This is a genomic window from Variovorax sp. Soil_C_26 (genome assembly GCF_057657075.1).
This window is the reverse complement of sequence record NZ_JBDGJC010000007.1, coordinates 35,449-56,917: the sequence shown is the minus strand read 5'-3', so window position 1 is coordinate 56,917 and position 21,469 is coordinate 35,449. Positions and strand designations below refer to the sequence as shown.

Annotated in this window: 15 protein-coding genes; all 15 read left to right on the top strand. The window is 71.2% G+C overall.

Features of this window, described 5'->3' with window-relative positions:
- Position 1 precedes the first annotated feature (1 nt).
- A complete protein-coding gene (locus AC3A6G_RS19935) occupies positions 2–1,057 on the top strand; it encodes a phosphate/phosphite/phosphonate ABC transporter substrate-binding protein (RefSeq protein WP_487861391.1) in 1,056 nt (351 codons plus the stop codon).
- Positions 1,058–1,197: 140 nt separating this feature from the next.
- The gene (tssK, locus tag AC3A6G_RS19930; RefSeq protein ID WP_487861336.1) at positions 1,198–2,529 is read left to right on the top strand and encodes a type VI secretion system baseplate subunit TssK; all 1,332 of its coding nucleotides are present in this window, start codon (positions 1,198–1,200) and stop codon (positions 2,527–2,529) included.
- On the top strand, positions 2,526–3,851 hold the full coding sequence (locus AC3A6G_RS19925; RefSeq protein ID WP_487861337.1) for a DotU family type VI secretion system protein: 1,326 nt from the start codon (positions 2,526–2,528) through the stop codon (positions 3,849–3,851). The genes tssK and AC3A6G_RS19925 overlap by 4 nt, the downstream gene beginning before the upstream one ends.
- Positions 3,848–7,447 (top strand): type VI secretion system membrane subunit TssM, encoded by a 3,600-nt coding sequence (tssM, locus tag AC3A6G_RS19920; RefSeq protein ID WP_487861338.1) that lies wholly within the window; start codon positions 3,848–3,850, stop codon positions 7,445–7,447. The genes AC3A6G_RS19925 and tssM overlap by 4 nt, the downstream gene beginning before the upstream one ends.
- Positions 7,447–8,028, top strand: a complete 582-nt coding sequence (gene tagF / locus AC3A6G_RS19915; RefSeq protein WP_487861339.1) for a type VI secretion system-associated protein TagF — start codon at positions 7,447–7,449, stop codon at positions 8,026–8,028. The genes tssM and tagF overlap by 1 nt, the downstream gene beginning before the upstream one ends.
- A gap of 610 nt (positions 8,029–8,638) precedes the next feature.
- Positions 8,639–10,546 carry a protein kinase domain-containing protein gene (locus AC3A6G_RS19910; RefSeq protein ID WP_487861340.1) on the top strand — a complete coding sequence of 636 codons (1,908 nt, stop codon included), beginning with the start codon at positions 8,639–8,641 and terminating at the stop codon, positions 10,544–10,546.
- Between the two features lie 54 nt (positions 10,547–10,600).
- Positions 10,601–12,223: a murein transglycosylase A gene (mltA, locus tag AC3A6G_RS19905; RefSeq protein ID WP_487861341.1), complete on the top strand. Its 1,623-nt coding sequence runs from the start codon at positions 10,601–10,603 to the stop codon at positions 12,221–12,223.
- A gap of 157 nt (positions 12,224–12,380) precedes the next feature.
- The gene (locus AC3A6G_RS19900) at positions 12,381–13,130 is read left to right on the top strand and encodes a hypothetical protein (protein WP_487861342.1); all 750 of its coding nucleotides are present in this window, start codon (positions 12,381–12,383) and stop codon (positions 13,128–13,130) included.
- 28 nt (positions 13,131–13,158) lie between these two features.
- Positions 13,159–14,292: a hypothetical protein gene (locus tag AC3A6G_RS19895; protein ID WP_487861343.1), complete on the top strand. Its 1,134-nt coding sequence runs from the start codon at positions 13,159–13,161 to the stop codon at positions 14,290–14,292.
- A gap of 116 nt (positions 14,293–14,408) precedes the next feature.
- On the top strand, positions 14,409–16,400 hold the full coding sequence (locus tag AC3A6G_RS19890) for a caspase family protein (protein WP_487861344.1): 1,992 nt from the start codon (positions 14,409–14,411) through the stop codon (positions 16,398–16,400).
- Between the two features lie 37 nt (positions 16,401–16,437).
- A complete protein-coding gene (locus AC3A6G_RS19885; RefSeq protein WP_487861345.1) occupies positions 16,438–16,995 on the top strand; it encodes a type VI secretion system tube protein Hcp in 558 nt (185 codons plus the stop codon).
- A 142-nt stretch (positions 16,996–17,137) separates the two neighbouring features.
- A complete protein-coding gene (locus AC3A6G_RS19880) occupies positions 17,138–17,950 on the top strand; it encodes a type VI secretion system accessory protein TagJ (protein WP_487861346.1) in 813 nt (270 codons plus the stop codon).
- The gene (gene tssE, locus AC3A6G_RS19875) at positions 17,943–18,452 is read left to right on the top strand and encodes a type VI secretion system baseplate subunit TssE (RefSeq protein ID WP_487861347.1); all 510 of its coding nucleotides are present in this window, start codon (positions 17,943–17,945) and stop codon (positions 18,450–18,452) included. Before AC3A6G_RS19880 ends, tssE begins: the two co-directional genes overlap by 8 nt.
- A 9-nt stretch (positions 18,453–18,461) precedes the next feature.
- A complete protein-coding gene (tssF, locus tag AC3A6G_RS19870) occupies positions 18,462–20,354 on the top strand; it encodes a type VI secretion system baseplate subunit TssF (RefSeq protein ID WP_487861348.1) in 1,893 nt (630 codons plus the stop codon).
- Positions 20,330–21,457 (top strand): type VI secretion system baseplate subunit TssG, encoded by a 1,128-nt coding sequence (gene tssG, locus AC3A6G_RS19865; RefSeq protein WP_487861349.1) that lies wholly within the window; start codon positions 20,330–20,332, stop codon positions 21,455–21,457. Before tssF ends, tssG begins: the two co-directional genes overlap by 25 nt.
- Positions 21,458–21,469 lie beyond the last annotated feature (12 nt).

Below are 21,469 nucleotides of genomic sequence, written 5' to 3'. Positions count from 1 at the left end.
CATGCCGGGCTCGGCCTTGCGACGCTTTCTGCTCGCCCCGCGCCTGTTGGCGGCGGGGCTCGCGCTGGTGGCGGCCTGTGCGGCACCGGCGGCGCAGGCCGAGCGCACGGAAGTGCCCGCCCGCCCGGTGCGCTTCGGCGTGCTGCCGCTCGGCGGCGCGGTCGAGTCGCGGGCGCTGTGGATGCCGCTGCTCGACGACATGACACGCGCGCTGGGCGTGCCCGTGAGCGTGCATTCGGTCGCGTCGTACGCGGAACTCGACCGGGCCATCCAGCGCGACGAGATCGACATGGCGTTCCTGTCGGCCAAGATCGCGCTCGACGCGGTGATGCAGCGGCGCATGACGGTGGTGGCGCAGATCGCGCGCCGCCCCGGCATGCCGACGCACCGCGCGGTGCTGTTGACGCGCCGCAGCGGCGAGCCCCGCACCCTCGAGGCGGTGCTCGCCGAGCCCGAGCGCTGGCGGCTCGCGCGCGGCGACAGCCGGTCGGTCACCGGTTTTCAGGTGCCGCAAAGCCAGCTCTTCCTGCCGCACGACATCGCGATGGAAACCCGCTTTCGCGGCGAGATCATCGGCACCCACCAGGCCACGGCGCTGGCCGTCGCCAACGGCGATGCCGACGTGGCGACCAACAACACGACGGATTTCGAACGCTTCAGGGAGCAGTTTCCGGTCGAGGCCGCACGGCTGCACGTCGTGTGGGAATCGGGCCCGCCGCCGGGCGCGCTGATGGTGCTGCGTCGCAGCTACCCGGCCGCATTCCAGGCCAGGGTGCAGGCCTTCCTGGTGAACTATGGCCAGGGCAAGGGGCCGCGCGCCGAGCCCGAGCAGGAGGTGCTCAAGAACCTGCGCGCGGCTTACGGCTACGCCGCGGCCGACAACAGCGCACTGCTGCCGCAGGCGCAGCTCGAACACCAGCTCGGCAGGCAGCACGCCATGGCCGCGGCGTGGGTCGACGAGGCCTCGCGCTCGCGGCGCCTGCAGCGCATCGAGCAGACCTACCGCAGCCGGCGCGAGCGGCTCGGCGCGGCGAGCACCGACACCGCAGCGCGCTGAGCCCCAAAAAAACGCCGCCACTACTCCCTTCGCCGTAGCTCCAAAACCCGGCGTCTAGGCCGTTAGGCGGATTTGCCCGCCGCGCGCCGCGCCGGAAACTCCCAGCTCTTCGGGCAGCCCTTGCCTTTGACGGAGTGCGGATGAGTTGGCGAACAAAAGTGGTCTGGAGCGAGGGGATGCTGCTGCAGCCCCAGCACCTGCAGCAAAGCGAGCGTCATGGCGACCATGCGCGGCATGTGCTGCTGCGCTCGACCACGCCGTACGCCTGGGGCTTTGCGGAGGTCGAGATCGATGCCGCGGCGCTCACGCTCGGCAAGCTCGCGCTGGTGCGCGCGGTCGGCATCTTCGGCGACGGCACGGTGTTCGACATGCCGGCGGTCGATCCGCTGCCCGAGCCGATCGACATTCCATCCACCATGCGCGACGAGGCCGTGGTGCTTGCGCTGCCGCTGCGCCGCGCCGGTGCGCGCGAGGCCGATGCCGAGGAATACGAGGAGCTGGTGCGCCACCGCGTGCTCGAGTCGGAAGTGCCCGACTCCAACACCGCCGGCGAGCGCACCGCGATGCTGCAACTCGGACAGCTGCATACGCGCCTGATGCGGGCGAGCGAGGCGACCGATGCCTGGACCACGCTGGGCGTGGCGCGCGTGGTCGAGCGCCGCGTCGACAACCAGGTGCAGCTCGACCGCGCGATGCTGCCGCCGCTGCTCGACGTGGCGGCCCATGCGGTGATCCGTTCCTGGCTCGACGAACTGCTGGGCCTGCTGCGCCAGCGCGGCGAGGCGCTGGCCGGGCGCATGACGCAGGGCGGAACCGGCGGCGTGGCCGAGATCGCCGACTTCATGCTGCTGCAGACCGTGAACCGCAACGAGGCGGTGTTCGCGCACCTGGCGAAGAGCGCGATGCTGCATCCGCGCGAGTTCTTCGCGCAGGCGCTCGGGCTGGCCGGCGATCTCGCGAGCTTTCGCGATTCGCGCCGCGTCACGCGCTTCGGCCCTTACGTCCACGACGACCTTGCGATGAGCTTCCGTCCGCTCATGGACGACCTGCGGCGCAGCCTTTCGATGGTGCTCGAGCAGTCGGCGATCCGCATCGACCTGCACGACCGCAAGCACGGCGTGCGCGTGGCGGTGGTGGCCGACGTGGAGCTGCAGCGCAACGCCACCTTCGTGCTCGCCGTGAACGCGCACATGCCGAGCGAGGCGCTGCGCGCGCGCTTTCCGACGCAGGTCAAGATCGGGCCGGTCGAGCGCATCCGCGACCTGGTGAACCTCGCGCTGCCGGGCGTCACGCTCACGCCGCTGCCGGTGGCGCCGCGCCAGATCCCGTTCCATGCGGGCGCCAATTACTTCGAGCTCGAGACGCGCAACAGCGACCTGTGGCGCCAGCTCGAACAGTCGGGCGGCATCGCGATGCACATCGCGGGCGACTTTCCGGGCCTCGACCTGGCTTTCTGGGCCATCAGATCATGACCACTCCCGACCCCTTCGCGGCGTTCGAGTCCGAGCGCACGGTCATCAAGCCCAAGCCGCGCACGCCGGCGGGCAGTGCGCCGGCCGCGGCCGCGCCGCCGCCATTCATGCCCGCGAGCGATCCCGCACCGGCCGAGGTCGGCGAGATCGGGCTGCTCAATCCGCTGGTCTCGGCCGCGGGCAAGCTGCTGGTGCTTACGGCCAAGCTGCGCAACTTGGCGCAGCCGCCCAACGTGCCCGCGCTCAGGGCCTCCACCGCCGAGGAGGTGAATCGGTTCGATACCGCGGCACGCCGCGCGGGCATCGCCAACGAGACGGTGCTGGCGGCGCGCTACGTGCTCTGCACCTCGCTCGACGAGGCGGTCGCCAACACGCCCTGGGGCGTGCAGGCCGGCTGGAACAAGCAGAGCCTGCTGGTGCAGTTCCACAACGAGACCTGGGGCGGCGAGAAGGTGTTCCAGCTGCTCGCCAAGCTCGCGCAGGACGTGCCCACGCACCGCCATCTGCTCGAGCTGATCTACAGCGTGCTCGCGCTCGGCTTCGAAGGCCGCTACCGTGTGGTCGACAACGGCCGCGCGCAGCTCGACTCGGTGCGCCAGCGCCTGGCCGACCTGATCGCCAAGGACCGTCCGCCGCTCGAGGCCGAGCTCTCGCCGCACTGGCGCGGCCAGGGTGCGGGCATGGTGCGGCTGCGCGAATCGCTGCCGCTGTGGGTGTTCGCGGCCGGCTTCGCGCTGCTGCTCGCGCTGGCCTGGTTCGGCCTGCGGCTCGCGCTCAACCACCGCTCCGACACCACCTATGCGGCCGTCTCGAGCCTGCGCGTTCCCAACATCCAGATCGCGCCGCCGGCCACGCCGGCCAAGGCACCGCGGCTCGCGCGCTTTCTCGAGCCCGAGATCAAGCAGGGCCTGGTCACCGTGACCGACGAGGCCGACCGCAGCACGGTGCGCCTGCGCGGCGATTCGTTCTTCGGCTCCGGCAGCGCCGAGCCGATGGCGAGTTCGCTGCCGGTGCTGCGCCGCATCGGCCAGGCGCTGGCCGAGGTGAAGGGCGACGTGCTCATCACCGGGCATTCCGACAACCAGCCGATCCGGTCGTTACGCTATCCGTCGAACTGGCATCTGTCGGCGGCCCGCGCCGATGCGGTGCGCGGCGCGCTCACCACGCTGGTCGAGCCGGCGCGCATGCGCTCCGACGGCAAGGCCGATGCCGAACCGGTGGCGCCCAACGATTCGCCGGCGAACCGCGCGCGCAATCGGCGCGTCGAGATCGTGCTGCTGGCCGGGCCCGAGCAGGTGGCTGCGGCGGGGGTGACGAAATGATCAAGAAGCTATTCGGTCTGGTGTTCAGCCCGCTGCTGCTGACGCTGGTGGCGTTGGTGGTCGTCGCGCTGCTGATCTGGTGGATCGGCCCGCTCGTGCGCATCGGCGAACTGGCGCCGCTCGAGACCGAGCTCTCGCGCGGCGTGCTGATCGGCCTCGTCGTGCTCGCCGTGGTGCTGCGCGTGCTGTGGCGTCGCTGGCGCGCGCGCCGTGCGAGCCAGTTCCTGACCGATGGCCTCATGAAGCCGCCTGCGCCCAAGGCCGGCGCGCCCGTCGACGGCGAGCAGAAGATCCTCGACACCCGCTTCACCGAGGCCGTGGCCACGCTCAAGCAGATGCGGCTGCATGCTGCGGGCAAGAAGCCCGGCTGGCGCGACTGGCTCTCGATCTCGGGCGGCAGCTACCTGTACGACCTGCCGTGGTACGTGTTCATCGGCGCACCGGGCGCGGGCAAGACCACCGCGCTGGTCAACTCGGGCCTGAGCTTTCCGCTCGCCGAGAAGTTCGGCCCCGGCGCGATCCGCGGCGTGGGCGGCACGCGCAACTGCGACTGGTGGTTCACCGACGAGGCCGTGCTGATCGACACCGCGGGCCGCTACACCACGCAGGACAGCCACCAGGCCGAGGACAAGAGCGCGTGGGAGGGCTTCCTGGGCCTGCTGCGCAAGGTGCGGCCGCGTCGCCCGCTCAACGGCGTGTTCCTCACGGTGAGCGTCGCGGACCTGCTGAGCCAGGGGCCCGAACAGCGCAGCCAGCTCGCCGCGTCGATCCGGGCGCGGCTGCTCGAACTCGACGAGAAGCTCGTCACGCGGCTGCCGGTGTATGTGCTCGTCACCAAGAGCGACCTGCTCTACGGCTTCACCGACTACTTCGACGACCTCGGCAAGGAACAGCGCGCGCAGGTTTTCGGCTTCACGCTCGCGGCCGACGAAAACGTGCAGGCCGACGAGAAGGGCCTGTCCGCCGCGTTCCACCGCGAGTTCGGGCTGCTGCACAACCGCATCAACGACGGGCTGATCCCGCGCATGCAGCGCGAGACCGACGGAACGCGCCGCGCCGCGATCTTCGGCTTTCCGGCGCAGTTCGGTTCGGTCGGCGGAATGCTGTCGGACCTGCTCGAGCAGGTGTTCACCGGTTCGCGCTTTGCGCAGCCGCCGTGGGTGCGCGGCGTCTACTTCACCAGCGGCACGCAGGAGGGCAGCCCGATCGACCGCGTGATGGGCAGCCTTTCGCGCAGCTTCGGCATCGAGCGCGCGATGCTCGCGCCGCAGAAGTCGAGCGGGCGCAGCTACTTCCTGACCGCGCTGCTGCGCGACGTGGTGTTTCCCGAGCAGCGCCTGGCCGGCGCCAACGTGAAGCTCGAGCGCCGCCGCCACACGCTGCGCATGGCCGGCGTTGCGGCCATGACGCTGGTCACGCTCGGGCTGCTCGCGGGCTGGGGGTGGAGCGCAATGAAGAACATGGACTACCTGCGCTCGGTCGAGGCACGCGTCGAGCCCGCGCGCCAGGCGCTCGCGGCGCTGCCGTCGCGGGTGCAGAACCTGGTCGAGGTGGCGCCGGTGCTGCAAGGCCTGCGCGACATCTGGAAGACGCCCGACAACCGCCAGGGCGAGGCACCGCTCGCGATGACGCTGGGCCTGTACCAGGGCGACAAGCTCGACGCCGCCGCCATGCTCACGCACCAGCGCGCGCTCAACGACGCCTTCCTGCCGCAGATCGCCAAGCGTGTGGAGGACCAGCTGCGCACCGCGCAGCGGGACAACCTCGAATACACCTACGAGGCCCTCAAGAGCTACCTGATGCTCTACCAGCCCGAGCACTTCGATGCCGAGGCGCTCAAGGCCTGGATCACGCTCGACTGGGCGCGCAGCCTCGACCGCGGCATTCCCGAGGACCAGCGCCTGGCGCTCGAGAGCCAGCTCGACGTGCTGATCGCCCAGGGCCCGCCGCGCTCGCCGCTCAAGATCGACGACAACCTGGTGCGCAGCGTGCGCGCGATGCTTGCAAGCTACCCGCTCGAGCAGCGCGTGTTCAGCCGCCTCAAGCGCCAGCGCGCCACCAAGGACATTCCGGCGTTCAGCATCGCCGCCGCCGCAGGCCCCTCGGCGCCGCTGGTGTTCGAACGCATCAGCGGCAAGCCGCTGACCGAAGGCGTGCCGGGCATGTTCACCTATGACGGCTACCACAAGCGCTTCCAGAACGAGGTGGTGGTGCTCACCGGCCTGCTCGCGCAGGAAGACCCGTGGGTGCTCGGCCAGGACCGCAGCGCCACCGACCGCCTGCGCGACGCGGCGGCGATCGGCGCGCTGACCGATCGCGTGCGCCGGCTGTATCTGGCCGAGTACGTCAAGCAGTGGGAGGCGCTGCTGGCCGACGTGCGGCTGATCCGCGTCACCGGGCTCGAGAAGAACATCGAGGCCGCGCGCATCCTCTCCGGCGTGGGCTCGCCGCTTGCGAACTTCCTGCGCGCGGTGGTGAAGGAAACCACGCTGATCCCCGCCGACCAGCCCAAGGACGTGGTGAGCAAGGCGAGCGCCACCGTCGCGAGCACGCGCAAGGGGCTCGAAGACCTGTTCGGCGGCGATCCGACCCGGCCCGTGGCCAGCGGCAAGCGCATCGAGAGCATCGTCGACGACCGCTTCGAGCCGCTGCGCCGCCTCGTCACGCCCGTGGCGCCGGGCCAGCCCGCGCCGCTCGACGATGCGTTGAAGCTCTTCAACGAGGTCTACGTGTACCTCAACGCGGTCGACACGGCCGTGAAGGGCCGCACCTCGCCGCCGCCCGGCGACGTGGCCGGCAAGCTCAAGTCCGATGCGGGGCGCCTGCCCGAGCCGGTGCGCACCATGGTCGAGAACCTGAGCCAGACCGGCGCCGCGCAGGCGCAGGTCGCCGAGCGCGGCAACCTGAGCCAGGACCTGCGCCCCGTGACCGAGTTCTGCAACCGCGCGATCGCCGGGCGCTATCCGTTCGTGGGCAGCAGCAAGCGCGACGTGCTGCCCGAGGACTTCGGACAGATGTTCGGCGCCGGCGGGCTGATGGACGACTTCTTCCAGAAGCGGCTCGCATCGCTGGTCGACACCAGCACCCGGCCGTGGCGCTACAAGCCCGTGGCCGAGCGCGGCGCCATCACCACGCAGGCGCTGGCGCAGTTCGAGCGCGCCGCGCGCATCAAGGACATCTTCTTCCGTGCCGGCGGCCGCGGGCCGTCGATGCGGCTCGACTTCAAGCCGGTGGAGATGGACGCCGGCATCACGCAGTTCATCCTCGACGTGGACGGCCAGCTCGTGAAGTACGCGCACGGCCCCGTGGTGCCGATGGCCGTGCAGTGGCCCGGCCCGAAGGGCAGCAACCAGGTGCGCATCCAGGTCAGCCCGCCTTCGGCCACCGGAAGTTCGGGCGCGGCGGTCGACGGGCCGTGGGCGCTGTTCCGCGCGCTCGACGACGGCCAGCTCGAGGCCGGCGATGCGCCCGAGAAGTTCTTCATCACCTTCCAGATCGGCCCGCGCAAGACGCGCTTCGAGGTGACGACCAACAGCGTGCAGCATCCGATCCGCTTGAAGGAACTGCGCGAGTTCTCCTGTCCGGAGGGCCTCTGATGATGACGATGGAGGCCGCAGCGTTGCCCGGATGGTTCGGCAAGTTGCCGGGCATGGGCGACTTCGCGCACCGCCGGCTGCCCGCGTCGTTTCGCGATGCGTGGGACCCGTGGCTGCAGCAGGGGCTCGCGCGGCTGCGCGACCGGCATTCGGACTGGACATCGCACTACCTCGAGGCGCCGGTCTGGTGTTTTGCGCTCGGGCCGGGGGTGGCCGGTGAGGACGGCTGGATCGGCGTGATGATGCCGTCGGTCGATGGGGTGGGGCGGTACTTTCCGTTCACCGTCGCGGTGCCGTCTGCGTCGCTCGCGGCGGGGCTGCCATGGTGGGCCTGTGCGACGCGGGCCGCGCTCGAAGGGCTCGACGGCGACCTCGATGCGTTGCGGTTCGATGCCGTGCTGGGGCGGGTGTTTGCTTCGGGTTTCGTCTCGGGGGCGGCGGCTGGTTCGCTGGCGATGCCTGCAGCGGGGGAGTCGCTCTGGATGGCGGATCCTGCTGTAGACGATTCGATGCGGATGCTGGTTCGGGGGTTGCCGCGCGATGAGGCCTTCGAGGCGTTGTTTCTCGGGGGGCGGGAATGAGGCGGGTTGCTCGTTTTCGTTGCCGGGGCCGGGTCTCGCCCCGGCGGGCGAGCTACTTTCTTTTGCTTCGCCAAAAGAAAGTAGCCAAAGAAAAGGCGACCCTGCTGTCTGTGTCCCTTCGCTTCGCTACGGGCAACCTGCGGTGCTCGGCTCCGGCGGGGGTCCGCAGAACTCGCTTCGCTCAAACAGCTGCGGCCCTGATCCCGCCTCCACCTGCGCTCCTCGGCACAGCCAGAAGGGGGTGGGGAACCGACGGGCCATCGCTGCGCTCGGCCACCAACGCGAGCGCGCGCAGCGTGCTCGCTTGCGCCGGGGGCCGAGCGCAGCGACGGCCCGCATGGTCTCCAAGTCCCCTCTGGCTGCGCCGAGGAGCGCAGTGTTTCGCGGATCAGGGCTCGCAGCTGTTTGAGCGAAGCGAGTTCTGCGAGACCCCGCGAAACGCGAGCACCGCAGGTTGCCCCGTAGCGCAGCGAAGGGGTCGCAGACAGCGGGGTCGCCTTTTCTTTGCTTACTTTCTTTTGGCGAAGCAAAAGAAAGTGAGGCCGCCGTCGGGCGGACACCCCGGCCCCGGGAAACAACCGCTCAGCCTGCGCCAACAAGGAGCCCGTCCATGACCGACTCCAACAAAGACGAAGAAGACCGCACCCGCGTCGTCAGCAGCCGGACCGACGCGCCGACCACGCTGGGCGACACCGCAGCCACCGTCATCACCGCCGGCACACCCGTCACAGCCCCCGCCACCGGCACCCACGAAGCCGGCCTCCTCCCCGTAGCCAGCCGCCTCGCCGAATTCGAGATCACGCGCGTCATCGGCCAAGGCGGCTTCGGCGTGGTCTACGAAGCCTGGGACCACACGCTCGAGCGCGTCGTCGCCATCAAGGAATACCTGCCCACCTCGCTCTCCACGCGCCAGCAGGACGGCACCGTCGTGCCGCTGTCCGAGCGGCACCGCGAGACCTTCGATCTCGGCATGCGCAGCTTCATCAACGAAGCGCGCCTGCTCGCGCAGTTCGACCATCCGTCGCTGCTCAAGGTCTACCGGTTCTGGCAGGAGAAAGGCACCACCTACATGGTGATGCCGTTCTACCGCGGCGACACGCTGCGCCAGGCGCTGGTGTCGATTCCCGCGGGCGTGGACGAGGCCTGGCTGATCCGCATCATGGACGGCGTGACGCAGGCGCTCGCGGTGATGCACGGTGCCAATTGCTACCACCGCGACATCGCGCCCGACAACATCATCTTGCTCGAAGGCTCGGGCCGGCCCGTGGTGCTCGACTTCGGCGCCGCGCGCCGCGTGATCACCGACAAGACGCAGGCGATCACCGTCATCCTCAAGCCGGGCTACGCGCCGATCGAGCAGTACGCGGAAATGCCCGACATGTCGCAGGGCGCCTGGACCGATGTCTATGCGCTGGCGGCGGTGATGCACGTGGCGGTCTGCGGTCGCGCGCCGCCGCCTTCGGTGGCGCGGCTGCTTTCCGATAGCTACGTGCCGCTCGCGGGCAACGAGATCCTGCGCGAGCGCTACAGCTTGCGGCTGCTGCAGGCGATCGACGCGGGGCTGGGCGTGCGGCCGGAGGCGCGGCCGCAGTCGATGGCCGAACTGCGCGCGGCGCTCGATCTCGAAGTCGGCACCAGCATCGCGCCGACGCCTCGCACCTCGCCGGCATCGCCCGGCGCGGGCGCGATGGCCCAGGCCGATCTGCCGACCACCATCGGGCGTGGCAGCAAGGCGATGGCACCGGCACCGGCACCCCGGCCGCAAGGCCGCGCCGACGGCGGTGGCGGCAGCGGCAAGACCGTGGCCACGATCGCCTCGGTCGCGCTGCTTGCCGCGGTGGGTGCCGGTGGCTGGTGGTGGCTGCGCGGCGCAGCCGACGCGCCTGCCGATGGCGGCAGCGGAGGACAGGCCGTTGCCGTGGCGCCCGCGCCGCCGGCCGACACGGGCGACAGCGCCGTCGAGGCCCCACCGCCGCCGCCGCCGCCACCGCCCCCTCCACCGAAGCCCCGCACGCCGCTCGAGTCGCTGCGATCGCTCGCGGCCGGCGCGGCGCCGGGCTTCGGTGTGGCGGCGGTGCCGGCCAAGGCCGAGGTCGCGATCGGCAAGGACCGCCTCGGCTTCGAGATCAAGAGCCAGCGCGACGGCTTTGCCTACGTGTTCCTGCTGTCCAGCGGGGGCGAGATGTTCCTCTTGTTCCCGAACCTGCTCGACAAGCACAACAAGCTCACGGCCGGCAACGCGCTCTCGCTGCCGCGCGCTTCCTGGCCGATGAACGCGGGCGGACCCGCGGGCACCAACCATTTCGCGGTGCTCGTGAGCGAGCACGAGCGCGACTTCGGCAACGCGGGCGTCCAGAACGACGGCGTGTTCCCGCAGTTCCCGCTGCCGGTGCTGGCAGCGCTCGAGGCCAACCGCGGCACCGGACCGTCGCCACTGCTGGGCAAGCCGATGTGCGCGCCCGGCGTCCCCTGCAACGACGCGTACGGCGTCGCGAATTTCAAAATCGTCGAGAAGTAATCGTCTGCAGGAGGAGGGCCCGCCGGGCCCTCTTCTGCCGACATGGAGGCTTTCATGAACACACGGTCGCCGATCTTCGTTCCCGCGCTTCGCTGGGCCACCGTGGCCGCCGCCGCGCTCGCGGCAGGCTGCGCCAACCTGCCGTACTTCGGGCGCAGCGCCGACGGGGCCGCTGTTGCTCCCGCCAGCGCGCCCGCCGCGTCCGCGGTGGTGGCCGCCGCCCCACCTGCGCCTGCACCCGCCCCCGCGCGGCCCCCGCCAGGCGCAAGCGTGGCCGGCCAGGCGCGCACCTTCTCCACCCAGCTGGCCACCTACACGGCGGTCAGCTTCGATGCCGTGCCCGGCTGGCGGCGCGACGATTTCTCGGAGAGCTGGCCCGCCTTCCTCACGAGCTGCAAGGTGCTCACGGGCCGCGGCGCCGAATGGAAAGACGTGTGTGCGCGCGCGCTCCGGGTCGACAGCCGCAACGACGTCGCGATCCGCGGCTTCTTCGAGCAGGAGTTCTCGGCCTACCAGATCCGCGACGACGACCGCCGGCCCGACGGCGTGGTCACGGGCTACTTCGAGCCCGAGATCGCGGGCAGCCGCACTTACGCGCCGCCCTACATCTACCCGGTGTACGGCCAGCCCGAAGACATGCTGTTCGCCGACGCGCGCAAGCTGCCGCGCGGCAACGGCACGGTCGCCGCGCGAGTGCAGGGCCGCAACGTGCTGGTGCAGACGGGACTCAGCACGCGCGACATGGGCGCGCCCGGTCTCTATGCGCTCGACCTCTCGGCGATCACGCGCGACACGCTCGACCGCAAGGTGCGCCTGCGCGTCGAGGGCAAGCAGCTGCTGCCCTACTACACGCGCGAAGAGATCGAGACCAAGGGCGCGCCCAACGCCAAGGTGCTGGCCTTCGTGAGCAGCGCCACCGCCCTCTACGAGATGCAGATCCAGGGCTCGGGCCGCATCCGCCTGCCGAGCGGCGAGGTCGTGCGCGTGGCCTATGCCGAGCAGAACGGCCAGCCTTTCCGCCCGACGATCGCCAAGGCGCCCAACGGCAAGCCACGCAGCGCGGTCAAGGTGCGCGGCTCGTCGATCGAGCTGGAGCTCGATGACGGCGATGACGACGAGACCGATGGCGTCGAGACCGGCGTGATCCGCACCCGCGGCTTCACGCTGGCGCGGCCCGTGACCAGCGGCGCGGTGGTGGTGCCGGGGCGCCGTGCGACCGGCCGCGTCGCCGGCTCGGGCATCACCGACCCGAGCTACGTCTTCTTCAAGGAGTCGCAGTCGCCTGAGGGTGGCCCGGTGGGCGCGTTCGGCGTGCCGCTGTCGGCCGGCCGATCGATCGCGGTCGATCCGCGCAGCACGCCGCTCGGCTATCCGGTGTTCATCTCCACGCGCACGCCGCGCACGGGCGAGCCGATGCAGCGGCTGACCATTGCGCAGGACACCGGCGGTGCGATCCGCGGCGCGGTGCGGGCCGACTACTTCTTCGGCAACGGCCAGCAGGCCGCAGCCAATGCGCGCCGCATGAAGGAGCGCGGCCAGCTCTGGATCCTGCTGCCGCGCGGACTCGCGGTGGCGCAGGCGGCCGCGTCCTCGGGGATCCGCACGCGCGGCGCGGCCGTGGGCGCGGACCTGCCGCAATGCCTGGTGCCCACTGAAGACATTTGCGTCGACGATTGATGCACAACGCCTGCCAGTCCGTCCCTGCAGCGGCCCGCGCAGCGCGGCCCCTTCGGGAAACACCGCGGAACCGGCTTTGCCGGGCCGCTGGTGTTGCCCCCGGAGAGGGGGAGGGCGAAGCGACACGCAGTGCGCGAAGCCTGGGGGAGAGCCAGTGATGCAGGAAACGCTGTCGTCCGCGCAAAGCACCGAGCTCGTGCGCCTTTGGCGCCGGCGCCAGACGCTGTCCGCAAGCGACATGGGCGCCATGTACCGCATCGTGGGCGATGCGCTCGTGGCCTGCAATCCGCCCGAGCTGCAGGTGCTGGGCGAAGGCCGCCAGGAGCTGGTGGCGCAATTCATCTACGTGAAGGTGCTGCGGCTCGATGCCGATCCCGACGAGGCCGACGAGCGCGCGGGCCACAGCGCGCCGTCGAGCGCCTTCGCGCTGTGCGCGTACTTCCGGCGCTACCTGATCGACTGCACGCGTGCGAGTTCGTTCCGGCGCAAGCTCTCGATCGGCGACCAGGTCACCGAGGCACAGCTCGAGGAGGCGCTCGGCGCCGACGAGGACATGGACGCCTGCCTCGCGGAGCACGGCCTGAGCGCCGCCGCGGTGCAGCAGGCGGCACGCGCCTTCATTGCGCAACTCGACGAACCCGAACGCCTGCTGCTCTGCGAAGGCTTCGGCAGGGAGGCCGAGGGCGGGCTCTCGGGCATCGCGTCGCGCCACGCCATTGCGTCGTACCACTACCGTGCGGGCCGGCTCGGCCTGGTGCACAAGCGCGAGGCGCTCACGGCCGACTACGCCAAGACCCGGCTCGGCGGCTGGCTGCAGCAGACGCTGGGCATCGCGATCGAGCGCGAGAACATGGCCGCGATCCTGCAGGTTTTCAAAATCCTCGGCGCTGAAGCGTCTTATGCCTGAAGACATAGCCATTCAGGAACAGACCGCCATGCCGACCACCGAACTCTGGCCCCCCCTCAGCGTCATCCGCAGCGCGTTCGAGGCGCCGGGTGCCGTGCCCGCGCCGCCTGCAGCCGACACGGCGGCCGTCGTCGCGATACCGCACCGCGCCACGCCCGCGCCGCCGCCCGATGCGCCGCGCGCGGTGCTCGACCTGCTGCTGCCGCTCGCCGAACTGGCGGCGCGCCGCGAGGCCGTCGCACGCCGCGCCTTCACCGCGCGCTGGGCGCCAGGCCGGCTGGTGAGCGTGGTGCACGAAGGTCGGCTGCTCGGCGTGCTGCTCGACCGCTGCGTGCAGGGCAGCGTGTGGCAGGGCTGGATGGCCGCCAGCGAGGCCGACTGGGCCGGCGCGCACGACGTGCTGCTCGAGCCCGGGGACGAGCCCTTCGAACCCGCCTTCGGACTGGTCCAGGCCTGGAACGTGGTCACGCTCGAACCGAGCCCGCAGCTCTGCGCGCGCGTGCTCGGCGAGGTTTCGGCCACGCGGCTCGCCGCCATCCGCGCGGTGCACGACGAATGGGCCGCCCAGGCGCCGCTCGGCATCGCGCCGGCGCCGGGCCACATCGCCTTGCGCACCGCGGGGGGCGTGTTTTCGGTGCTGTGCGGAACCCCCCTCGGCGCCGACGATCCGCGCGCCGACTACCAGGCGCTCTACCGCACCGCCGCGGCGCAGCTTGGCACCGCGCTGCAGCCGCAGGCCGTGGAGGGCACGCCGCGCGCCAGGCCGCAGCCGCGGCCCGAAGGCGGCTGGTGGGGCAGCATCCGCCGCTGGTTCGGTACGGAGGGCTGGATGCGGCCCGCGCTCGGCGTACTCGCGCTGGTCGTGGTGGTGCAGAACGTTGGCCTCTTCGGCAGCCGTGGCGATGAAGACGACGCGGTGCGCTTCCGCAACCTGCCCTCCGCGCCCGCCGCCGCGAGTGCCGACCTCGTCGTGCGCTGGAAGGACGGCGTGCGCGTGGACGAGGCCGACCGGCTGCTGCAGGCGGTGTCGGCCGAAGTGGTGGGTGGGCCGGGCAGCAACGGCGTCTGGCGCCTGCGCGTGCCCGATGTCGAGCAGAGCCTGCAGTTGCTGGCTGCGTCGCCGCTCGTCGAGACTGCCGCACGCGCGACGGAGCGGCCATGACCCGTGGCGCACGGCTCCCCGTCTTGCTCCCTCCCCCTCTGGGGGAGGGCAGGGGTGGGGGCCCGCGGTGCTCGATCGCTTCGCAACTCCTGCAATGCCTGCTGCTGATCGCCGCCATGCTCCTCCTCGCACCGCAGGCCGCCGCCGCCCAGCGCGCATTGCTCGTCGGCGTCTCCGAGCTCGTCAACCAGCCGCAATCGCTCTGGCTCCAGGCCCCGCGCAACGACGTGATGCTGATGCGCGACGCGCTGCTCAAGCAGGGCTTTGCGCCAAACGACATCGTGCTGCTCGCCGACGGCGTCGAGGGCGCGGCGCTGCCCGCGTCGCACGCCATCCATGAGGCGCTTGGCCGGCTGCTCGCGCAGTCGAAGAGCGGCGATTTCGTGCTCCTCTACTTCTCGGGGCATGGCACGCGCTGGCGCGATGCGGCCAAGCGCTACCAGGAGCCCGATGGCCTGGCCGAGAACTTTCTCGCGCGCGACGTGCGCGGCACCGTGGGCGCGCAGGCCGCGCTCTCGGGCGGGATGCGCGACGTCGACTTCGACGCCTGGGTGGAGGCCTTCCTCGCGCGCGACGTGTTCGTGTGGTCGGTGTTCGACACCTGCGCCGCCACCTCGATGACGCGCAGCACCGCGGCCGCGCCGGCCGTGGCCGAAGGCCCGCCCGACGACGAGGTGCGCTGGCGTGGGCTGCGCACCGCGCAGCTGCAGGCCGCTGCCGCTGCCGCATCGCCCGCCGTCGCTGCAGTGCCCGCGCCGCCCGCGTCCGAGCGCGTGCCACGGGCGCGCTACGTCGCCTTCTTCGCATCGGAAAGCCACCAGATCACGCCCGAGCTCCGGCTGCCGCGCCAGGGCCGCCACGCGCGGTCGCAGGGCCTTTTGACCTGGGCCGTGGCGGGCGCGCTCGAGCGCCGGCCCGCGACCTGGCGCGAACTCTTCGATGGCGTGCTCTCGGTCTATCCGCCGGTCATCGACGAGCTTGCGCAGCGCTTTCCCACGCGCGAACTGCCTTCGCCAGTGGCCGAGGGCAACCTCGATGCACCGCTGTTCGCCAACGGCGCGGGCGCGGCGTCCACGCGCCCGGCCTGGCGCGCGCAGCGCAGCGGCGACCAGCTCGTGCTGCAGGCGGGACTGATCGATGGTGTGCAGCCATCGCAGGAACTGCGCGTGAGCGCCACGCTCGACGACGGCACCCAGCGCAGCGCCCCGTCGCGGCTGGCGCAGGCCGACATCGACAGCGCGCGCCTGCCGGTGCCCGCGCCACTGCGCGACGTGCCGGGTGGCGCGCTCTGGAACGTGTCGCCGCTCGCCGCACCGGCCGCGTTCGCACTGCGCGTGCGCGGCCAACCGCAGCTGCAGCAGCGGCTGAACCTCGACTATCCCGCCTCGGTCGCACTGCTCGGCAGCGCGGGCGGCGATGCGGCCGAGGCGCCCGAGGTGCGCTGGACGGACCTCGGCGCCGCCGGCCACAGCATCGAGGTGCTCTCGCCCGCGCTCGGCGCCGGCACGCAGCTGCTGCCCAATGCCGCGGCAGCGCGCAGGCGCATCGCGCTGCTCGCGCGCCTCAAGTGGTGGAACCGGCTGGTCGCCATCGGCCAGGCGGGCGCCACGCCGGTCGAAGGCTTCGACGCCGTGCTCGAGGTGTGGCAGGGCGATCGCCTGCTGCGCAGCGAATCGGCGCTGCGTGCGGGCGCAGGCGGCCTGCTGCCGCTCGGCGACGGCGAGCGTGCCGCGCTGCATGTGCGCAATGCCAGCGGCCATTCGGTCGACATGGTGGTGGTCGGCGTCGACGCCGACGGGGCGCTGCGCGCGGTCTACCCCGACGACCCCGGCGCGACCAACCGTTTCGAGCGCGGCACGCGCGAGGCACCCGCGGCCAAGCGCTTCGAGCTGCCGTGGCTGGCGTCGGCCGGCGGCGCGCGCCTGCTGGTGCTCGCGACCGTGGCCGGCCCCCACACCGCGCCGCGGCTCTTCGGCGCCGCGCCGCTCGACACCGCCACGGGCGGGCTGGCGGGGCTTCGGCTTCGCGGCCAGCCCGCGCCCGACAAGGCGCGGCAGACCTATGCCGCCCTGGTGCGCTGGCCGGGCGAGGGCCCGGCCGCGCGATGACCGCACCCACCTACTTTTCTGCCATCAGGAGATCGACATGAGCTGGACTTACGACGGAAAACTGGACCCCGATGAGGCCCTGCGCCTGCTCGATCACCTCTCGGGCCAGTCGGGCAACGACTTCGCGATGATGATCGAGAGCAAGGGCTCGGCGATCGAGGGTGAATCCAAGCGCACCTACGAGGACGGCAAGCAGCGCATGGAGATCGGCGGCTACTCGTACAAGACCGACGTGATCGTGCCGCCGGGCGCGAGCAAGGGCAAGCTGCGCAACTACCCGTTCATCGTGATCCGTGACTGCGACGCCGCCACCGCCTCGATCGCGAGCCTGCTCAAGAGCCAGGACGCCGACTTGAAGGTCACGGTCTCGGTCTTCAAGGCCGGCGGCGACAGCTCGAAGGACATGCAGTCGCACCTGGAGTTCGTGATGGAGGGCGCGCGCGTGCAGTGCCATGCGATCGTCACCGGCGGCTCGCCCAAGCGGCCCTGCGACATCATCTTCTTCAGCTACCGCAAGCTCGAGATGCGCTCGGCACCGCAGCAGCAGACCGGCGCGCGCGGCGCCGTCAGAACTTGTACCTTCGTCGAGGCATAGGTATGAACGCCCCCCGAAGCGCCTTCGACGCCTCCCCCCACTGGGGGGCGCACCCAGCGGCCCGGCAAAGCCGGTTCCGCGGGTGCTCCCGAACGGGCCTCGCTGTCGCGGGCCTCTCGAATCCATGCGAGGAACCGACAAAATGACTGCCGCCGAACTCCTCAAGTCCGCCGACCCCGTCGGCGCCCTCAAGGCATTGAGCGACGACGTGCGCGCCAAGCCCTCCGACAGCAAGCCGCGCGTGTTCATGGCGCAGCTTCTGTGCGTTCTCGGGCAGTGGGAGCGTGCGCTCAACCAGCTGACGGTGGCCGCCGAGCTCGATGCGCTCGCGGTGCCGATGAAGCAGGTGTATGGCGAGGCCATCCGCTGCGAGGGCCTGCGCGCCGAGGTGTTCGCCGGCACGCGCACGCCGATGATCTTCGGGCAGCCCGACGAATGGCTGGCGCTGCTCATCGAGTCGCTGCTGCGGCAGGGGCGCGGCGAGGCCGACCTGGCCGAAGACCTGCGCCAGCGCGCGTTCGACGCGGCGCCCGCGGTCGGCGGGCGCATCGACGGCGTTCCCTTCGAATGGCTGGCCGATGCCGACATGCGCCTGGGGCCGGTGCTCGAGGCCTTCGTCAACGGCAAGTACTACTGGATTCCGTACGCGCGGCTGTCGCACATCAAGATCGAGCCGCCCGAGGACCTGCGCGACTGCGTGTGGATGCCCGCGCACCTTGCGTTCGAGAACGGCGGCGAGACGCTGGCGCTGATCCCCACGCGCTACGAAGGCAGCGAGCAGTGCGACGACGGCGAGCTGCGGCTTGCGCGCAAGACCGCATGGCGCGAACTGCGGCCCGAGGTCTGGGCCGGCCACGGGCAGCGCGTGCTCGGCAGCGACCAGGGCGAGTACGCGCTGATGGATGTGCGCGAGATCGTCTTCGCGCCGGCGGCCGAAGGATCGGGCGGTGGCTGACCTCAGCGCGCAGGAGCGCCTGCAGCCTTCGCTGCTCGACCGGCTGGTCGACGAGGCGCCCGGGGAAAAACGCGAGAGCGACGAGAAGCGCACGCTCACCAAGCAGGCGCTGCGCGCGGCGGTGCTGCGCGACCTGAGCTGGTTGTTCAATGCCACCGGCTACGGCCTCGCGATGGACGACCGGCAGTACCCGAACGCGGCGCGCTCGGTCCTCAACTACGGATTGCCTATGCTGTCTGGCCAGTTCACCTCGTCGGTCCAGCGTGTCAGCATGGAACAGGCTCTGAAGAACGCGATCCTGCAGTTCGAGCCCCGCATCTTGTCACGCACTCTCGAAGTGGAACTCGTCATGGATGGCCCCGCCCTCGACTCGCACAACAGCATCGGCCTGCAGATCCGCGGCATGCTGTGGGCGCAGCCCGTGCCGCTGGAGTTCCTCATGCGCAGCCGGGTCGACCTGGAAGAAGGACGCATCGAGATCGAGGACATGTCCAACCGGTAGCGCCCGCGCATGGACCCCCGGCTGCTGAACCTGTACGAGCAGGAGCTTCGCTACTTTCGCGAAAGCTCGGCCGAGTTCGCTCGCGCCTTCCCGAAGATCGCGCACCGCCTCGGCATCGAGGGCCAGGAAGTCGCCGACCCGTACGTCGAGCGGCTGATCGAGGCCACGGCCTTCCTGTCGGCACGCGTCAACCTCAAGCTCGACGCCGAGTACCCGCGCTTCACCGGGCACCTGCTCGACATCGTCTATCCGCACTTCCTCGCGCCCACGCCTGCGATGGCCGTGGTCTCGTTCGCGCACGATCCCGAGGACGCCAACCTCGCGACCGGCCCGACGCTGCCGCGCGGTGCGGGCCTGCGCGCACGCCAGGCCGTGGGCCAGAACACGTATTGCGAATTCCGCACCGCGGCCGCAATGCGGCTGTGGCCACTCGAAGTGCAGCGCGCGCAGTACTTCAGCTATGCGCCCGACCTGCCGCTGGCCACGCACCCGGAATCACGCGCGATCCGCGGCGGCCTGCGCATCCAGCTGCGCACCACCGCGGGCCTGAACTTCAGCCAGATCGCGCTCGACGAGCTGGTGCTGCACCTGGGGGGCGCCGAAGACGTGGCCTGGCAGCTGCACGAATGCGCGCTCGGCCGGCCGATCGGCGTGCTGGTGCGTCCGCTCGGCGCGGGCGGTGCGCTGCAGGGCGAGGTGCGCAGCCTGCCCGCGAGCGCCATCGGCGCGGTGGGTTTCGACGACGAAGAGGCGCTGCTGCCGGTCACGGCCACGGGTTTTTCTGGCTTTCGGCTGCTGCAGGAGTACTTCGCGTTTCCGCAGCGCTTCCAGTTCATCAAGCTCGGCGGGCTGCAGCCGGTGCTGTCGTCGATGCCGGTGGGGCAGGTCGAGATCGTGCTGCTGTTCTCGCGCGGCGACGCCGCGCTCGAAAAGCTCGTGAGCGCCGAGAACGTGCAGCTGCATTGCGTGCCCGCGGTCAACCTGTTCCACAAGCGGCTCGACCGCGTGCCGCTCAGCGAGGGCGTGAGCCAGTTCCACCTGGTGCCCGACCGCACGCGGCCGCAGGACTTCGAGGTGCACACCGTCAACGAGGTCGTCGGCCACGGCGCGCCGGGGGCGGACGCCGCTGCGGCCGAGCAGCTGTTCCGGCCCTTCTATTCGGCCTTTCACGGCACGCGCCACAGCCACCCGGCCTACTACACGACCACGCGCGAGCCGCGCATGCTGTCGGTGCGCCAGCGCACCGAAGGCAACCGCAGCAGCCATATCGGCTCCGAGGTCTACATGCAGATCGTCGATCCGCAGCAGGCGCCGTACGCGGGCACGCTGCGCCAGCTCGCGGTGTCGGCGCTGTGCACCAACCGCGACCTGCCGCTCTTGCTGCCGCTGGGCCGCGAGAACGACTTCGACTGCGTCGACTCCTTTCCCGCGCAGCGCGTGCGCATGGTGCGCGGCCCGTCGCGGCCGGTGTCGCCGGTGGTGAGCCAGGGCCTGGGCTGGCGCGTGCTCGACCATCTCGCGCTCAACTACCTGTCGCTGTCCGACAGCACGCCGCAGCAGGGCGCCGCGGCGCTGCGCGAGACGCTGATGCTCTACGCGGTGCATGGCGACGAGATGCGCCAGGGCCAGGTGCGCGGGCTGCTGTCGGTGAAGGCCAAACCCGTGGCGCGCCGGCTGCCGATGAAGGGGCCGATCGCCTTCGGCCGCGGGCTGGAGGTCACGCTCGAGGTCGACAAGGATGCGTTCCACGGCCACAGCGTGTTCCTGTTCGGCGCGGTGCTGGCGCGCTATCTCGCGCGCCATGTCGAGGTCAATCATTTCGTCGAGACCGTGGTCCGCGTGGCGGGCAAGGGCGAGAACATGCGCTGGAGGCCGCTGTGCGGGACACGCCAGATCCTCTAGCGGCCGGCGCCGCGGGCGCGTCGGCCACCCACGACGCGGTGCGAACGCGCGTCGATGCGGCGCTCGGCCAGTATTCGGACCAGCCCTGGGCGTATGACTACTTCGCGGTGCTGCGCCGGCTCGAGGCCGCCGCCGCGACCACGCCGCGCTGGGGCCGTGCGCTGCTGCCGGGCGCCGAGCCGGTGCGCGTGGGGCAGGAGCCGTCGCTGTCGTTCGCGCCGGCCGCGTTCAGCCGCTTCGAACCGGCGGCCGCGCATTCGCCGCCGCGGCTGCGGCAGCATTTCTTTGCCTACATCGGTCCCAACGGGCCGCTGCCGGTGCACCTGAGCGATTTCATCCGCGAGCGCAGCCTGAACCATGGCGACCCGACCTGGCTCGCCTTTCTCGACAGCTTCCTGCATCGCTTCTCGCTGCACTTCTACCGCGCCTGGGCGCAGGCTCGGCCCGCGGTGGCGCTCGACCGGCCGCACGAGGACCGCTTCCGGCTGCAGGTCGGCGCGCTCGTGGGCGTCGGCACGCCGGGGCGCATCGGCCGCGACGAAATCCACGACGACGCGCGGCTGCACTTCTCGGGCTGGCTCGCGCGCCGCGTGCACAACGCCGAGAGCGTCGAGGCGGTGCTGTGCAGCTACTTCGGCGTGCCGGTGAAGCTCGAGCGCTGGGTCGGTCACTGGATGGCGCTGCCGGCCGGCGAGTTCACGCGGCTGGGCCGCGGCGAGAGTTCGCGTTCGATGGGCCTGGGCGCCATGCTCGGCACGCGCGCCTGGGACCGGCAGCACCGCGTGCGGCTGCACATCGGGCCGCTCGATCTGGCGCAGTACCGCATGTTTCTGCCGACCGGCGATGCGCAGCCCGTGCTGCAGCGCTGGATGTCGCAACTGCTGGGCGACGAACTCGAATGGGATGCCGAGCTCGTGCTGCAGAAGGAGCAGGTGCCGCCCGCGCGGCTCGGCCAGCACCAGGGCAACGCGCCGCGCCTGGGCTGGATCGCGTGGCTCGGCGAACGCACGCGTTCGCGCGACGCGGCGGACGTGCGCATCGCGAGCCGAACCCCTGCCCGCAGCGGACGACAAAGCGAATCCGCGCCGCTGGCCTTTCAATGAAACCCCTTTCGT